Origin of the sequence: Fructilactobacillus florum DSM 22689 = JCM 16035, from assembly GCF_001436645.1 — a bacterium.
GTDB lineage: Bacteria > Bacillota > Bacilli > Lactobacillales > Lactobacillaceae > Fructilactobacillus > Fructilactobacillus florum.
The window spans coordinates 1-15438 of sequence record NZ_AYZI01000012.1; the positions used below are offsets into that span (position 1 = coordinate 1).

13 protein-coding genes are annotated in these 15438 nt (G+C 37.9%); 7 read left to right on the forward strand and 6 right to left on the reverse strand.

The window, feature by feature from the left end:
• The first annotated feature begins 127 nt into the window (after positions 1-127).
• The 4 genes from FC87_RS06230 (at position 128) to FC87_RS06245 (ending at position 5136) form a co-directional block, all read left to right on the forward strand.
• A complete protein-coding gene (locus FC87_RS06230) occupies positions 128-1351 on the forward strand; it encodes an argininosuccinate synthase (RefSeq protein ID WP_054691104.1) in 1224 nt (407 codons plus the stop codon).
• A complete protein-coding gene (gene argH, locus FC87_RS06235; protein WP_056961927.1) occupies positions 1341-2732 on the forward strand; it encodes an argininosuccinate lyase in 1392 nt (463 codons plus the stop codon). Before FC87_RS06230 ends, argH begins: the two co-directional genes overlap by 11 nt.
• 234 nt (positions 2733-2966) lie before the next feature.
• A complete protein-coding gene (locus FC87_RS06240) occupies positions 2967-4385 on the forward strand; it encodes an ABC transporter substrate-binding protein/permease (protein ID WP_235804443.1) in 1419 nt (472 codons plus the stop codon).
• A complete protein-coding gene (locus tag FC87_RS06245; RefSeq protein WP_009167082.1) occupies positions 4378-5136 on the forward strand; it encodes an amino acid ABC transporter ATP-binding protein in 759 nt (252 codons plus the stop codon). Before FC87_RS06240 ends, FC87_RS06245 begins: the two co-directional genes overlap by 8 nt.
• A gap of 106 nt (positions 5137-5242) precedes the next feature.
• Here FC87_RS06245 and FC87_RS06250 read toward each other — a convergent pair whose 3' ends face one another.
• The 5 genes from FC87_RS06250 to FC87_RS06270 all read right to left on the reverse strand — a co-directional run bounded on the left by FC87_RS06250 (position 5243) and on the right by FC87_RS06270 (position 10962).
• Complete coding sequence (locus FC87_RS06250) at positions 5243-5629, reverse strand: iron chaperone (RefSeq protein ID WP_054691102.1); 387 nt, start codon at positions 5627-5629, stop codon at positions 5243-5245.
• An 8-nt stretch (positions 5630-5637) separates the two neighbouring features.
• Positions 5638-7194 (reverse strand): bifunctional metallophosphatase/5'-nucleotidase, encoded by a 1557-nt coding sequence (locus tag FC87_RS06255; RefSeq protein WP_056961929.1) that lies wholly within the window; start codon positions 7192-7194, stop codon positions 5638-5640.
• Positions 7178-8410, reverse strand: coding sequence for an MFS transporter (locus FC87_RS06260; protein ID WP_054691099.1), 1233 nt, complete (start codon positions 8408-8410; stop codon positions 7178-7180). The genes FC87_RS06255 and FC87_RS06260 overlap by 17 nt, the downstream gene beginning before the upstream one ends.
• Positions 8411-8597: 187 nt before the next feature.
• Positions 8598-9575 (reverse strand): diaminopimelate epimerase, encoded by a 978-nt coding sequence (gene dapF / locus FC87_RS06265; RefSeq protein WP_054691098.1) that lies wholly within the window; start codon positions 9573-9575, stop codon positions 8598-8600.
• A gap of 19 nt (positions 9576-9594) precedes the next feature.
• The gene (locus FC87_RS06270) at positions 9595-10962 is read right to left on the reverse strand and encodes an aspartate kinase (protein WP_056961930.1); all 1368 of its coding nucleotides are present in this window, start codon (positions 10960-10962) and stop codon (positions 9595-9597) included.
• Between the two features lie 335 nt (positions 10963-11297).
• Between FC87_RS06270 and FC87_RS06275 the strand changes: the two genes are divergently transcribed.
• The 3 genes from FC87_RS06275 to FC87_RS06285 all read left to right on the forward strand — a co-directional run bounded on the left by FC87_RS06275 (position 11298) and on the right by FC87_RS06285 (position 13989).
• Positions 11298-11924 (forward strand): helix-turn-helix domain-containing protein, encoded by a 627-nt coding sequence (locus tag FC87_RS06275; RefSeq protein ID WP_056961932.1) that lies wholly within the window; start codon positions 11298-11300, stop codon positions 11922-11924.
• A 200-nt stretch (positions 11925-12124) separates the two neighbouring features.
• A complete protein-coding gene (locus FC87_RS06280) occupies positions 12125-12871 on the forward strand; it encodes a CPBP family intramembrane glutamic endopeptidase (protein ID WP_056961934.1) in 747 nt (248 codons plus the stop codon).
• Positions 12872-13080: 209 nt separating this feature from the next.
• Positions 13081-13989 (forward strand): MDR/zinc-dependent alcohol dehydrogenase-like family protein, encoded by a 909-nt coding sequence (locus FC87_RS06285; protein WP_056961937.1) that lies wholly within the window; start codon positions 13081-13083, stop codon positions 13987-13989.
• Positions 13990-14433: 444 nt separating this feature from the next.
• Here FC87_RS06285 and FC87_RS06290 read toward each other — a convergent pair whose 3' ends face one another.
• Positions 14434-15300: a helix-turn-helix domain-containing protein gene (locus FC87_RS06290; RefSeq protein WP_056961938.1), complete on the reverse strand. Its 867-nt coding sequence runs from the start codon at positions 15298-15300 to the stop codon at positions 14434-14436.
• Between the last annotated feature and the right edge of the window lie 138 nt (positions 15301-15438).

Consider the following 15438-nt stretch of genomic DNA (forward strand, 5'->3'; position numbering starts at 1 on the left):
CGGTTGACTGGGGCCTTTTTTGTATACAAAATTTAATTAAGATTAACTGGTACTTTAAAAAGGTTATTGAAAGCCAGCCACTGGTGTAGTAATCTTAAAACAATTTAAATGAGGATGGTGGACAAAGATGACGAAGAAAAAAGTAGTGTTAGCATATTCTGGAGGATTAGATACATCGGTGGCAATTGCTTGGTTAACTGATCAGGGGTATGACGTAGTTGCTTGTTGTGTCAATGTCGGTGAGGAAAAGGATGCCGATTTTATTAAAGAAAAAGCCCTGCGTGTGGGGGCAGTAAGCTCGTACATGATTAACGCTCTTGACGAATATGCTGATCAATATCTGTCTGTGGCATTACAAGCTAATGCCAGATACGAAGGGGTTTATCCGCTAGTTTCAGCTTTGTCTCGTCCACTAATTGCAAAGAAACTAGTTGAGATCGCTCAGCAGGAAAATGCCGATGCAATTGCGCATGGCTGTACTGGAAAGGGAAATGATCAAGTTCGTTTTGAAGTCGCAATTCATGCATTGGCTCCGGATTTGGACGTACTAAGCCCAGTCAGAGATTGGCATTGGTCTCGAGAGGATGAAATTGACTACGCACAGGAACATCAGATTGACATTCCGATTGACCTTGATTCACCCTATTCAATTGATAGTAATATTTGGGGACGTGCGAATGAAGCAGGAGTTTTAGAAGATCCGTGGGAAAGTGCCCCAGAGGATGCATATGCAATGACCACCCCGATTAGTAAAACCCCTGACCAACCAACAATCATTGAGCTTGAGTTTTATCACGGACTGCCAGTTAAATTAGACGGGAAATCAGCTTCTTTTGCTAACATCATTGAAAAGCTTAATCAAGTAGCCGGTGAACATGGCATTGGGCGCCTTGACCATATTGAAAACCGGCTGGTTGGAATTAAATCAAGAGAGATTTATGAGACTCCGGGAGCTGCGGTATTATTAGCAGCCCATCAAGAATTGGAAAGTCTAACCTTTGAACGTGAACTAGCGCACTTTAAACCGATTGTAGAAAAACAGATTAGTGAGTTAATTTATAATGGTTTATGGTACTCGCCTCTGATGGAATCACTGCGAGCGTTTGTGATTTCTTCGCAGCAATGTGTCAATGGGATTGTTAAATTAAAACTTTTTAAGGGCACCGTCGTCGTTCTGGGGCGGAAATCCGTTGATTCGTTGTACGATAAAGATTTGGCAACCTATACGTCAGCTGATGCTTTTGATCAAGTAGCTTCGAAAGGTTTTATCAAGTTATGGGGGCTACCAACTAAAGTTGCGGCGGAAGTACGACTACGGAACCAGCAAGCAGGTGGTGCGCATGAGCAGTAATAAATTATGGGGTGGTCGATTTCAAAAACAAGCTGATGAATTAGTGGATCAATTTGGGGCTTCGATTGCTTTTGATCAGGAATTAGCTGATGAAGATTTAGCGGGCTCCCTAGCCCACGTTAAAATGCTCGAAAAAACGAAGATTTTATCATCCCCAGACGTTGCAAAAATTGTTGCGGGATTAGAAGCGATTCGTAGCGATTTACATGCGGGGAAACTAAAATTTACGACTACAAATGAAGATATTCATATGAATATTGAACAAATTTTGACAGAGCGGATCGGACCAGTAGCGGGGAAATTGCATACAGCTCGGTCTCGAAATGATCAAGTTGCCACGGACTTCCATCTCTATCTCAAACGCCGACTGCCTAAAATCATTGCGGAAATTAGAACGGTTCAGGAAACTTTAGTGGAATTGGCCGAACGACACGTTACCACAATTATGCCGGGATACACACATTTGCAACACGCCCAGCCGATTTCATATGCACATTATTTGTTGGCCTACTATCAAATGTTTAAACGGGATTGTGAACGATTCGAATTTAACCAACAACATGTAGATCTGCTTCCGCTTGGAGCGGCTGCGTTAGCTGGGACAACCTTTCCAATTGATCGGCAATTCACGGCTCGTGAATTAGGGTTTTCTAAAGTTTATGAAAATTCATTAGATGCCGTTTCCGATCGGGACTTTGCGGTTGAGTTTTTAAGCAACAGTTCGCTATTGTTAATGCATTTGTCTCGTTTTTGTGAGGAATTAAGTATGTGGGTTAGTTTCGAATTCAATTTTTTGGAGCTAAGCGACGCATATACGACTGGTAGTTCCATTATGCCCCAGAAAAAGAATCCTGATATGGCAGAACTCATCCGAGGTAAAAGCGGACGGGTCTATGGTCACCTGTTGGCATTATTGTCGACGTTAAAGTCGTTACCGCTGGCCTATAATAAGGATTTGCAGGAAGACAAAGAAGGGGTTTTTGATACGGTAAAAACCATTTTACCCGCCTTAAGAGTATTTAATGGCATGATTAAAACTTTGACGGTTAAAACTGATCAGATGGAACAAAGTACCACCAACGATTTGTCCAATGCTACGGAATTAGCTGACTATCTGGCGGCTAAAGGGGTGCCATTTCGGAAAGCCCATGGGATTGTGGGACGGTTAGTCCTCCATTGTCTGCAAACTAAGCAAAACTTGCAGGATCTGTCGCTAGCGGAATTACAGGCAGCTGCTCCTGAAATTGAAGCAGATGTCTATCATGATTTACAACCGGAAGTGGCAGTTGCAAGGAGAAATTCCGAAGGAGGAACTGGTTTCGATCAAGTTCGTAAACAGTTAGCACGTGCCAAAGCGGAGTTGCAAACATTCCAAAAATAAAAAAATGGGAAATAATCGTTACTAGGTAGTTAATTACGACTACGGGTAGCGATTATGTTTGTTTTTGGGACATTTTAAGGCAGAATTGAAAATTAATGTTTGTTTATTGGTGAATTCGTGATAAGCTGATAAAGATTAATTTTTTATTAACCAAATTAATGATTAGGGAGATGAGATTCAGTGGTTAAATCTAAGTCGCACGGCATGATAGTGCCACAGCTTTGTTTGTTGGTCATGGTAGTTTTTGGAGGGATGATGGCTGCCCGCCGAGCGTGCGCTGATGATCAGACACTGAACCGCATCCGTCAGCGGGGAACAATGGTGGTCGGAACTTCACCAGATTATCCCCCCTTTGAATTTCAAATTAATCAGAATGGTAAGCAAACTGATGTCGGGATTGATATTGAGATTGCTAAGCAGATTGCTAAAGATCAAAAAGTTAAATTACAACTAAAAAATATGAGTTTTGCTTCATTGCTGGTTGCAGTTCAAACTGGCAAAGTTGATATGGCAATTGGAGGAATTAATCCAACTCCTGAACGAGCTCAAAATGTTGATTTTTCAAAGATTTATTATAGCGGGGGCCAAAGTTTTTTAATTAATAAAAGTCAAGCTGGTCAGATTAAAAGCAAAAAAGATCTGGAAGGGAAAAAGATCGGCGCCCAATCAGAAGCGCTTCAGTATACCCTTGCTAAAAAAAATATTCCGAAAGCTCAAGTTACTGGAATGGAAAAGACTCCGGATTTAGTCTTAGCGCTTAAAACGCATAAATTAGATGCCGTGGGAGTTGAAAAACCAGTTGCAGCGGCCTATACGTCCAATGATCCGGAGTTAAAGGCAATTGATGCTGGATATCAGCTGGGTAAAAATGATGTTGGAGCAGCCATTGCTGTTCAAAAAGGAAATCCAGCGATGGTCAGGGCATTAAACCAAAGTATTGATCGCATTCATCAGCAGCAGTTAATTCCAGGCTACATTAAGCAAGCGGGAAAGCATATGAAGGCGAATACGCAGAATACTTCAATGTGGCATTACTGGAAATATTTCGCAAATGGGGTTCAATACACGTTAATCATCTCAGTTGTTTCAATCTTTTTTGGGATTATCCTAGGCGTTTTGTTGGCATTATTACGGCTAAGCCGATTTCGGGTTTTCCGGTGGCTGTCCATCAGCTATACTGAAGTGGTGCGAGGGACTCCGATGATGGTGCAAGTTTTGTTGGTTTACTTTGGTTTGGGAGTACTGATTAATATTCCAGCTTTAACAGCTGGGATCATTGCAGTCTCATTAAATAGTGGTGCGTATGTAAGTGAAATCATCCGAGGTGGGATTAATTCGGTAGCCAAGGGACAAACTGAAGCCGCTAAAAGCTTGGGACTGAATGCATCCGATACGATGCGCTTTGTTATTCTACCGCAATCCTTCAAAAACATTTGGCCGGCATTGGGAAACGAATTTATTACAATCATTAAAGAAAGTTCGATTGTGTCAATCATTGGAGTAACTGATTTGGTTTACCAATTAAATGTGGTTCGAGCTGATACGTATCGGGGAGTCGCTCCGATTATTGTAGCAATGGTAATTTACTTCGTTATTTCGTTTATTCTAACCAGGATACTTAATTTCTATGAAAGGAGCATGAACCATGGCTAAGGCAGCAACCCAAGTTCCGTTACTTCAAATTAAAAATTTGAAAAAAGATTTTGGTGACCAGCAGATTTTAAAGGGAATTGATGGAACCGTGAACGCTGGTCAAGTTATCTGTATTATTGGACCTTCTGGTTCTGGGAAAAGCACGCTATTAAGATGCTTGAATCATTTGGAACAGCCGACGAGTGGTTCCGTGTTAGTCGACGGAAAAGCGCTACACGATTTTACCAATAAGGAACTAGCTAGTTTGGGTGAACGAATTGGAATGGTGTTTCAAGATTTTAATTTATTTCCTAATTTAACAGTCATTGAAAATGTAAAGCTTGCTCCGAAACGCGTTAAGGGAATGAGTGATCAAGCCGCTGAAGCAGTTGGAATGAAATTATTAGCTCAAGTTGGATTGGCAGAAAAAGCTGCTGTTTACCCAGCTAGCCTATCTGGTGGGCAGGCTCAGCGGGTGGCGATGGCCCGTGCCCTTGCCATGCATCCGGAAGTAATGCTCTTTGATGAACCGACTAGTGCCCTAGATCCTGAAATGGTGGGAGAAGTTCTGCATGTAATGCAGGGTCTAGCAGAGACCGGCATGACGATGGTAGTAGTGACGCATGAAATGGGCTTTGCACGAAAAGTTGCCGATGAAGTTTGGTTTATGGCGGATGGTCAACTACAAGAAAAAGCTGCACCGGAGACACTGTTTTCTGCCCCTGCAACGGACCGGGCTCGTGAATTTATCGATAAAATTATTGAATACTAAGCATCATTTATTTTAGAAGGCTCAAGTTAAAAGGGTGTGGCAGTTGCCACACCCTTTTAACTTGGAAGCAGGGAAACTCTTAATGTAATTAACTAGTTACTAAATCTTAATGGTAAGGCGAAGGCATCCAAAAATTATGACAGTTTGCCTTGGTCTTTAATCGAGCGGTAATTAAAGTTTGTAATAATTCGGTTGGGAGCGGTAGCTCATATGGGATTCTAATGATCTTTTTGCCGCAACTTAATTGGAGTCGTTCGATTTCTGCTTGGATGACTTTCATTTCACTGCTGCGTTCAACTCCGATCGCATAGTGAGCAGTGGCTGCTGACAGACCGATAATATAAGTTTTGTGGGCGGTGAACATGGGTTGGTTATAACGCATCTCTAGGGTTAACTGGGGAAATTGGTTGTCAATCCAAGTTAAAACGTTTTTAAAGCAGGCCTGGTGGGCTGGATCTTGGATGTTAGCAAGATACGTAGTGAGATTATTCATGAGAGCTCCTAGAATTTAAGAGAGAAGTTGTGTGGCGACTGAGCTTGATAGGGTTGATGGTTTTTTAGATAATCAATCATGAGATTCGGGATGGTTTTTTGACTCTGTCGCTGAATTTTGCTGCTAGCAAACATGGGATAGTTACCCCCGCCGATAGCACGATAGTTATTCATAGCAACAATTAATTGCTGTTCTTCCGTTACCGCCTTTTCATGATAGGTTAAGTACGTTACCCGATGTCCGATGGGTTTACGAATGTCAAATTCGTAATTGATGCCAGTGTATAAATCGTAATTAAATAGCTGGGGCTTCGGCTCACAAAATTTAGGATTAATTTGCAACTGACCACAGTTGATTTGAAAGAAGCTGGCGCATTGCTCCAAGGCTTGGCGTAATTCGCGCCCCGTAACTAATTCGGCGACGGCTAGATTAGGATAGGGATAATTATTGAAGATGTCTCGCAATGTGAGTTTAGTTGGGAAACCAGTTAATTCATCATTAAAGAGAGCGGTTGCTGCAATATCAGTATCCACTGCGTCCATTTGGACTTGATTGACAAAAGTTAGGTAAGGATGACCGTGTTGCCGAGCTGTCAAAGGATCTGCAATCCGCATGGAAGCACCAACATGCTCCCCTAGAGACTGGGATAACCAGCCTTGAACCTGGTCTTCTAAAGCGGACGATGGCATGATGTTTGGATCAAGTGGTTCATTTGCCGTTGGTAGCAATTGACTAGTACTACTGACGACATGATGGGCTTGATCTAGGGTTAACTCAATTTCGCCTACGTAAGTCCCGTGAAGTCCAGGTTGAGTATAAGGCACACCGTTTAGATGTCCTGCTAATTTTCGGTGTTGGTGTCCCGTGATTAAAGCGTCAATTCCTGGGATGCTGGTTAATAGACGGTAACCTTCGTTTTCTGTAGTTACCGGTTCCGTTGCCTGTCCAGTCGTTAGATCTGCTTCGAAACCGCCATGATAGGCAACGATGACAACGTCTGCTAGGGAACGAAGGCTTGGAAGCAGGCGAGCGGCCGTGCTCAGGATTGATTCAAATTGTAAATCACCAAGATTTTTGGGAGCTTCCCAGTTGGGAACAAAGGCGGTAGTTAGACCTAGAATGGCAATTTTGACCCCTTGTTCTTCGATAATCTGATAGGTCCGATCACTAATCCCGGTCCGATCATGACCATGCAAGTTAGCGCCTAATAAGGGATAGTTACGCTGTGACTCAGCATGACGTAAAAATTCAAGTCCAAAATTGAATTCGTGATTTCCTAAAATGCCAGCCTGATAACCAATTTTACTAGTTATTTTCGTTAAGAATGACTGGTCGCTTTGGGGATGATCTGCCAGATAACTGGTTAGTGGCGAACCTTGGATTAAATCACCGTTTTCGACAGCCAGCACCAATTCATCTGGTTGGGATTGGTCTTTGATTCGGCGAATTAGACTGCCAGCTTTAAGTAATCCAAGAGGAGTTGTTTTATCAGGGCTAGAATAGTCAGTCGGATAGATAAACCCATGGACATCGCTGGTTGATAGGATTTTAATTTTCTTTAACATAACGGGGATGATTCCTTTTCAATTGTTTGATGGAGAGCATGACAAGCAAACTCAGTAAGTAACAGCAACTCATGAAAATAACGACGGTTGTAATCGAAGCAACATCCATAATGAAACCGACCAGTACTGGGGTAAAGGTTCCGATGGTTTTGGCAAGTGACATAATCGTGTTATTAGCTGTTGCTCGGTTCTTACTAGAGTATAAACTACTTACTACGGCGCCATAACCACTATACATACCATCAGTTAAAAAGCCGACAATTGTTCCTGCAATAACAAATTCCACGGGATTTTGAGCAAGAATCAAGAGATAGACAGTGGCTGCTGATCCAACTAGATAAAGACCAAACGCTAACCGACTGCCAAAAGTGTCTTGGAGATACCCAAAGACTCCCATTCCGAGAGCCATTCCAATGATGGTAAAGGCCATCCATAATGATGAACTGGCAATGTCAGTATGCATCCGTTCTTGGGCGATGGTTGGCAGCCAATTTATAATGGTAGTATACCCGCCGATATGAATTAAGAACATGATGATAATCCGCAAGGATAGCCAAGTTTCCGTGGGAGTGGCAAACAAGGATTTGACGTCGCCTAGCTTGATTTTGGGAGTTGCAACGGCTTCGGCTCGGTTTTGATTGAAGGTGTTGCTTTCGGGCAGGTGAAAGCGAATAAACCACGCTAAAATTACAGGGATAATCCCAGTAAAGAAGAGCACATGCCAACCATACCGGGGCAGAATCCAGGCGGCCAGTAATGATGAAATGATAGCTCCTAGCTGACCAGCAATCCCAGCGGCAGCTGAGACTCGTCCCATGTACTTCTTTTCAAAGGCTTCGCTGAGCATCGTCAGTGCAATACCGTATTCACCACTCGTGCCGATGCCAATGATGATCCGAAAGATACATAGCATGAAAAATGAATTAGTAAAACCCATCCCAGCAGTTCCGATCGCATAGATGAAAATCGACCAGCTGAGGGTTTTAACTCGTCCAAATTTATCAGCTAAAACCCCGAAGCCAACTCCGCCAACTAATGATCCGAGAGCGGTGATTGATGGAAGCAAACCACCTTGCGCCTTTGAGATATGGAGCGTAGCAATGATGGAAGCCAAAGCGAGACCAATTAAAACGGAATCCATTCGTTCGAGAACAAAACCAATCCCCGTTGAGAGGGAGACCCGTTTTTGATACTTTGATAATTGTGAGAAATGCATCTGATGACCTCCAAATAAAAAGTGGTTTAGCTCGTGCTGAGAACAGCTCGACCTAAACCACCTGTGGATGTTCGGTTAGTCAAATCAGAGGCTTGTGGTCTCGCTGAACCAGTTAAAGCTTGTTGATTACATAATATCACTTTTAATATTCGGTGCAATTGACAAAATTAAGCTCTCATAAACTAGATTAGTTTTTAATCGCTTTGACCCAGGCTTGATAAGCGGTTTCTTCGTTGGTTTGTTTATAGTTAGCTTGGTTAAATTGATGCTGCCAAAGAGCTGTAGTGGGGATCGTAATGTAGCCTAGTGTGGTTGCGTTCGCAATTAATTGGAGTTGATAGTTTTCAGCTCGGCACACAGCGTGAACTTTAACCATGCCGCCAGGATTAAATACAGTTACCAGACGGTCAAAGTCACCCCCCGATTGATTGATAGCGTAGGCGAGACTGGTAGCCGACATACCGGTTCCACAGGCATTGGTAAAGCCAACCCCACGTTCAAAGGTACGCACAAAAAGACGGTTTTCACCTAGAATGGTGGCAAAACTAACATTGACCCCATCGGGGAAATACTGATTTTTAGAATTTAGCCGAGTGCCGAGCTTTTCCAAGCGGTCTGATTGTAAAACTGCTTTGGAAACAAAGCTGATGAGATGTGGATTAGGGACGGCAATGGCAGAAAAACGCAAATCGTGATCTAGGTCTGGTAACGGTTGATTTTGAATGGTTTCAGTGTGCAGGTTTGCAAAGGGGAATGCTGCTTGGTTAAACCGAATGGGTCCGATTTCCACCCCAAAAGCAGGAACATTGGGAGCCAGTTCTGGCTCGCTGGTAACGGCTAAATCAGCCTGGTCGGTTTCAACATGGAATTGTTTTTTTTGATAACGTTCAGCCAGATATCGTGTAACCGTTCGTAAACCATTACCACACATTGAGGCGCGACTACCATCGGCGTTGATGACAATCATTTTTCCGAGACAATCAGGATGGGTTGAATTAGTCACAACCAGGATTCCGTCGATATTTTTAAAGACCGGATTAGCGCTTTTTTGACAGACAACGGCTAATTTAGCAATGGATGATAACGAGGGTTGCTTTTCAAACTGGGTAAGATCGAATAAGAAAAAGGTATTTTCGGAGCCATGAACTTTAAGTAATTTGACCATGGGAAGTCCTTTCTGTGAACTAGACAATGCGATTGTTGTCAAAGAAGTATTGATAAATTAATTTGACGGCTTGCTCGGCGTCAGCTTCGTTGGTGCCAAGCATGATCGAGATTTTCGAAGCGCCCTGATTAATCATTTGGATGTTGATATCATGTTCCGTTAACGGATGTACGATTTTTTCAATGGTAGTCGGGCTAAGTTGCATTCCTTCTCCAACAATCATAATAATCGCATAGTTATTAATCCATTGTAGTTGATCTGGATGCAGGAGTGCTTGGACTTCCTTTGTAATTTGGGTTCGTTTAGTTGTCGTGAGGTGCTGATTATCAAAAATGATTGTTAGGTCATCGATCCCAGAAGGCATGTGTTCATAGGAAATATCGTATTTATACAAAATCTGGAGGAGCTTCAACGTGAATCCCACTTCCTTATTAAGTAGGTAACGGTGAAGATATAAAGCCGAGAATCCTTTAGAACTAGCTACCCCCGTCACAAGTCCGGCGGGATGAAAGTTTTTTTCTGGGACGATCATGGTGCCAGGGCGTTCGGGATGATTAGTGTTTTTGACATTGATGGGCACGCCTGCAGCAATGGCCGGGAGCAGGGCTTCGTCGTGAAATACGGAGAATCCGGCATAAGAAAGTTCCCGCATTTCTCGATAGGTCATCACTTTAATGCTTTGGGGCTGGGAAATAATATGCGGATCTACAGCGTAGATCGCATTAACATCCGTAAAGTTCTCATAGACACTGGCATGCAGACCGTTGGCAACAATCGAACCGGTAATATCAGATCCGCCCCGTGAGAAAGTCGCAATCTCACCGTTGGGCGTAATCCCAAAAAATCCCGGGAAAACTAGATAATCTGAGCTTTCTCGGTAAGGAGCTAAGTGTTTGTAAGTTTCTGGAAGGATGTGGGCATCACCGGGATCATTACTGACCGTGATGCCAACCTGACGGGGGTCCATAAACTTAGTGGGCAATCCTTGGTGGAGCAGAATTTGACTAAGTAAATAAGCATTTAAATATTCACCGTGGGCGGTAAAAGCGGCGATCAGATAGGCCTGGTTCTTAAAAGTTTTTTGTGGTAATTGGTTCAAACATTGTTTGATAAAAGGCATTGCAAGCTCAGCCACTCCCAGTGGCTGGGCAATTGCTTGGTAGCGGGCAATGATTTTGGCTAAGACTTGCTGATAGTCTTGTTGCTGCAAAACGAGTTTGGCGTAGGTTACTAACAAATCAGTAACTTTAGGATCCCCGCTAAACCGGCAGCCCGGTGCAGAGACTACAACGGCGGTTCTTTCTGGATCGGCAGTAATAATCTTGATAATCTGGTTAAAGTGGTCGGCATCTGCTAGTGACGTACCGCCAAATTTACATACTTTCATTATTCAAAACCTCTTTCAAGCTATTATTAGAAAAAATAACATCAAATTTTTAAATTAGCAAATAAAATTTATGAAGTTTTGAAAAATTTGAGAGAGTAGCAAAAATTTTGTGGTGATTAAATTGAAAAAATAAATTTTCCCGATAAAAAAGTCGCTCGGATGCTTAAGCTCTGCTGGGATTATTGACATAGGAATATAACGATGTTTAATTAAAGTTATGTTAATTTTAACTTAGAACATGGTTATAACTTTGAAAAATTGGATTTTTAATAGGGTGATCATAGAAATTTTCATCGATTTTAAAGTTTTGAATTCCTTTGAGGTGGATAATTCGTATGCAAGACATATCAGACAAGTTAGTAAAATTAAGAAAACATAAAAAAATAACTCAAGAAAAATTAGCTAGTAGTTTGCATGTATCTAGAAAAACTATTTCAAATTGGGAAAATAAACGTGGTATTCCAGACTTGGATTCTTTAAATCTTATCTGTAATATTTTTAATATTCCTTTAAACTATTTTTCAGAAAAAGTAGAGGATTGTTACATAGATAACAACTCAACGATTGGCAAAAAAAGCTTCAATAATACTAAAACGGAAATTATGAAATATACTTTTTATTTTAATCTAATATTAACTGTAGTTAGTGCAGTTAATCTGTTCATAATTGGTAAATATCACTTAACGTTTATAACTCCGTTATTAATATTAAATTTATGCGTTTTTTTTTCCTACTATGGTGGCATCTCGAAAAATTTTAAATTAAACCGCAAAAAAATAATTTGTGTTTTTTTAATTATTTTTTTGGTATTAATGCTATTAGAATTAGGCATTATTTTAGATCACAATAACAATAATATTGATATTGGAATTCTATTTGGAATTACTATGCATTGTTTTTCTTTAGCAATTGGGATAGAAACGTTTTTATTTTTTGGAAATTACTTACCAAATGAGAAATAAAGGTTACATCACATAGGATGTAACCTTTTAGAGCTTGTTAGATCCTATATTGAACTTTATATTTAAATTACAAATTAATCGGATGTGTATATCCATGATTTGATATAGGAATAGAGTTCTTTAAACTTCAGAAGAATAAATAAGGGATTAGAGATTAGTATTATTTGTCTTTAATCTTTTTATTTATAGGAGATTTGTATATGAAAAATCAACAACATCTACTTAAAAAAATATTGTTTGTTTATTTTTTGCTAATTATTTCAGTAATCGTATTACATATAGTACACAATATTATTGGATATTATATAGATCTGAATAATAAAGTAAATAATATCATTCTTTTAATTGATTATGTAATTAGTTTTCTTTCGATATTTATTTTAAATAGGTATTACATAAAACAAAAGATATATACAAAAATGAAAATGTCAAAATCATATATTATAAATGTGTTTATCATTTTATATTTTAGTTATTGTATATACATTTTACTTTCTGGTAACTGGTTTACAAAATTTTCTATTAGATATTTTGAGATGTCACTAGGAGCTGGAATTTTAGAAGAATATGTATTTAGAGGAATTATTCTACCATTGTTTATAAAAAAACTTTCTTTTGGGCATAGATTAAATAGCGCCTATATAATGGGAATCGGTTTTAGCAGTTTCCTTTTTTGCATTACACATTCCTTGAATATGCTAACAAGTAATCAAAGTATTGTATTAACGACTATACAAATTATTTTCACCTTTTTTATGGCGGTCATTAATGCAGTCATTTATATAAGTACATTAAACTTATATATTACAATAGCCATGCATTTTTTGTGGGATTTTATAAGCTCACTAAATTTAGTTTATTTATCAAATATATACCAATTAATATTTTTAATTTTCACTGTTATCGTTATGTTAATTATATTAATCACTAAAAAAAACGAAACATAAAATATTTTATTTATTACAAAACCGATTATAAAAATCATGATAATTGCCCAAATTAGTGAGAACATAAATTTTTCTCCTATAGATTATTTAATTATTGTTAATAATATAAATTCTACACATAGTTTATGAATAATTAGAATTCTAATTATTCATAAGTTGTAATTACTTTTATTATTTACATAGTTCTTATTGTCGAAAGGAAGGTTTTTATGAAAGCTGTAATACAAAACAATTTTAATGGAGTTGATGGTTTAAGTATTGAAAATATAGCATCTCCTAAATTAACAATGACATCAGATTTAATACAAGTTAAATATGCCCCCATATTACCATGGGATCTAAAAATGGAGCATGGAGCATTAAATCAATTTAATAGTACGTTACCACGTATTATAGGATATAGTTTTTCTGGAACAATTAAAGATACAGGAATATTAAGAAATAAAAAATTAGTCGGTAAAAACGTTATTGGAGTATCTAAAAATGGTACTTTTGCTGATTATGTAACTTCAAGTATTCCTTTTTTTACGTTTGTTCTACCAGATAATGTTTCTTTACAACAAGGAGCAACAGTATTTGGAGGGGCTGATACAGCGTTGATGATAATTAATGAGTTAAATATTATGCCATCAGATAAGGTTTTAATTATTGGAGGGTCTGGAGGAATCGGGACTTATTTACTTCAAATGTTAAACATTATGTCGGTAGATGCAGTCACATACTCTTCAAAAGAAAGTGCTAAATTTTTAACTGAAAATTTTAATAATTCCATCATTACTGATGAAAAAAATTTAACCGAAAACTACTTTAATTATATTATTGATACTTCAGGATTGGATGAACTTATAAAACAAGTTGAACCATTTTTAAAAGTTAATGGAACCATTTTTCCGTTAAGTTTACCTAATTATTTAGCATGTAGAAAAGATGTTAATGTTGTTTTTAAAAATTCCCCCATTTCTCCTAAAAGTTATAAAGAAATTTTGAATATGATCTCGCATAATTCATTAATTCCCTTTATAGATTCTATATATGATTTTAAAGACACTAAAAAAGCTCAATTGCATTTGAAAAATCACGGCAAAAAAGGAAGAATATTAGTAAATATAAATGATTGAGATCGTCATAAATAAAATTATAAGTGGGTTCAACATTTAATTGATTCAAAAAGACTTTAATACAAGGATTATCTTTACTAGGAGCATACTTTTGGTCACTAGAAGTGGATCCAGTCCAAGGCAGGATTAATCACTACTTTACAAATCCAAGTTACTATTGTTTTGAATTGCCAGCATAAATTTGCCCACGCCATTAATCAAAGTCTTATGACCTTCCTTACAAAGTGATCATGTTAATTCGTCAAATAAATTATCTTTGATAGATGTGAAGATTTTGTTCAATGTCGAAGAATTGTAATTAGTTTGATTTAAACCGCTACCCCGAAGTGGGGGCTTCGAATAAAGTTTGCTAAATTAAAATAATAATGGAATTTTATGTCAATCTGTGATGTAGCTCTTGGTAATTTACCCCAAGCAGGTAATTTCAAGATACAGAAATGATGTTTAAATATTTTCATTAATTTTCTGATGAAATATTTTAGATAATAAATAAGCACAATCAGTTGCTTCCTGTTGGTCTCTTTCATTATTAATATTTGAATAACAATGAGATAGCAAAAAATATAGATCAGATAACATATAAGTTGATTCATTTTTGGTAATCCATTGTATCCCATTAGTTAATGTTTCTATTGATTGAATGTAATTTTTTTCATGAAATAGAATTAGTGCATATTGATAGAAAATAACATTTAAGTTTTGATTATAAATTGTGTATTTTTTATTTAGAATACAATTTATGCTTTTTTTAATGTCAGAAGCATCTACATTAATAAATTTAGTTGATTTTGCGGTAATGAAATTAATAGCACTTAATAATAATAATTCAATAGGCGAATTAATCTCTTTTTTATTTGAATATGTATACAATAAAGCCATTTTTAAAAACCTTAAAGATATCCTTGCATTACCAGTTAATTGGTATAATCCACATCCATAGTAATAATAATATTTTTGAAAATCTTCATTTGAGTATAATGAATCTAATAGATTAGATTTGTTCATAAATTCAATTAATTCTTCATATCTATGATTATTACAAAGATTTTCTATCTTTTTTGTATTTTCCCTAGACTCACCTATCTCAAAAAAATTATTTAACATTGCATTATGTATAGAGATACCAAGTTTATTACAGAGCTGAGCTAATAATATTGAATTTGGAACATAATGTCCTTTTTCAATGCTACTAATCATTGATTGGGAACATATGCCGTCAGCCAATTCGTATTGGGATAATCCTCGATTTTTACGTTCAATCATAATATTATTTCCTAAAATCTTAGCTGCATTTTCAACATCAAATCCCATATTAAAAACCTCCTATTTCATATATCTAAACTCAGTAATTATACTAGTTGTATTACAAATCGAATAATTTCACATTTGAAAAACAGTTAAAATTTCAGTAAAAACGATTTTTCATATTAGAGTATATGATTTTTAACA

Coding starts and splice junctions, on each gene's coding strand:
- FC87_RS06230 (WP_054691104.1), top strand. CDS start 128: ATGACGAAGAAAAAAGTAGTGTTAGCATATTCTGGAGGATTAGATACA.
- argH (WP_056961927.1), top strand. CDS start 1,341: ATGAGCAGTAATAAATTATGGGGTGGTCGATTTCAAAAACAAGCTGAT.
- FC87_RS06240 (WP_235804443.1), top strand. CDS start 2,967: ATGGTAGTTTTTGGAGGGATGATGGCTGCCCGCCGAGCGTGCGCTGAT.
- FC87_RS06245 (WP_009167082.1), top strand. CDS start 4,378: ATGGCTAAGGCAGCAACCCAAGTTCCGTTACTTCAAATTAAAAATTTG.
- FC87_RS06250 (WP_054691102.1), bottom strand. CDS start 5,629: ATGAATAATCTCACTACGTATCTTGCTAACATCCAAGATCCAGCCCAC.
- FC87_RS06255 (WP_056961929.1), bottom strand. CDS start 7,194: ATGTTAAAGAAAATTAAAATCCTATCAACCAGCGATGTCCATGGGTTT.
- FC87_RS06260 (WP_054691099.1), bottom strand. CDS start 8,410: ATGCATTTCTCACAATTATCAAAGTATCAAAAACGGGTCTCCCTCTCA.
- dapF (WP_054691098.1), bottom strand. CDS start 9,575: ATGGTCAAATTACTTAAAGTTCATGGCTCCGAAAATACCTTTTTCTTA.
- FC87_RS06270 (WP_056961930.1), bottom strand. CDS start 10,962: ATGAAAGTATGTAAATTTGGCGGTACGTCACTAGCAGATGCCGACCAC.
- FC87_RS06275 (WP_056961932.1), top strand. CDS start 11,298: ATGCAAGACATATCAGACAAGTTAGTAAAATTAAGAAAACATAAAAAA.
- FC87_RS06280 (WP_056961934.1), top strand. CDS start 12,125: ATGAAAAATCAACAACATCTACTTAAAAAAATATTGTTTGTTTATTTT.
- FC87_RS06285 (WP_056961937.1), top strand. CDS start 13,081: ATGAAAGCTGTAATACAAAACAATTTTAATGGAGTTGATGGTTTAAGT.
- FC87_RS06290 (WP_056961938.1), bottom strand. CDS start 15,300: ATGGGATTTGATGTTGAAAATGCAGCTAAGATTTTAGGAAATAATATT.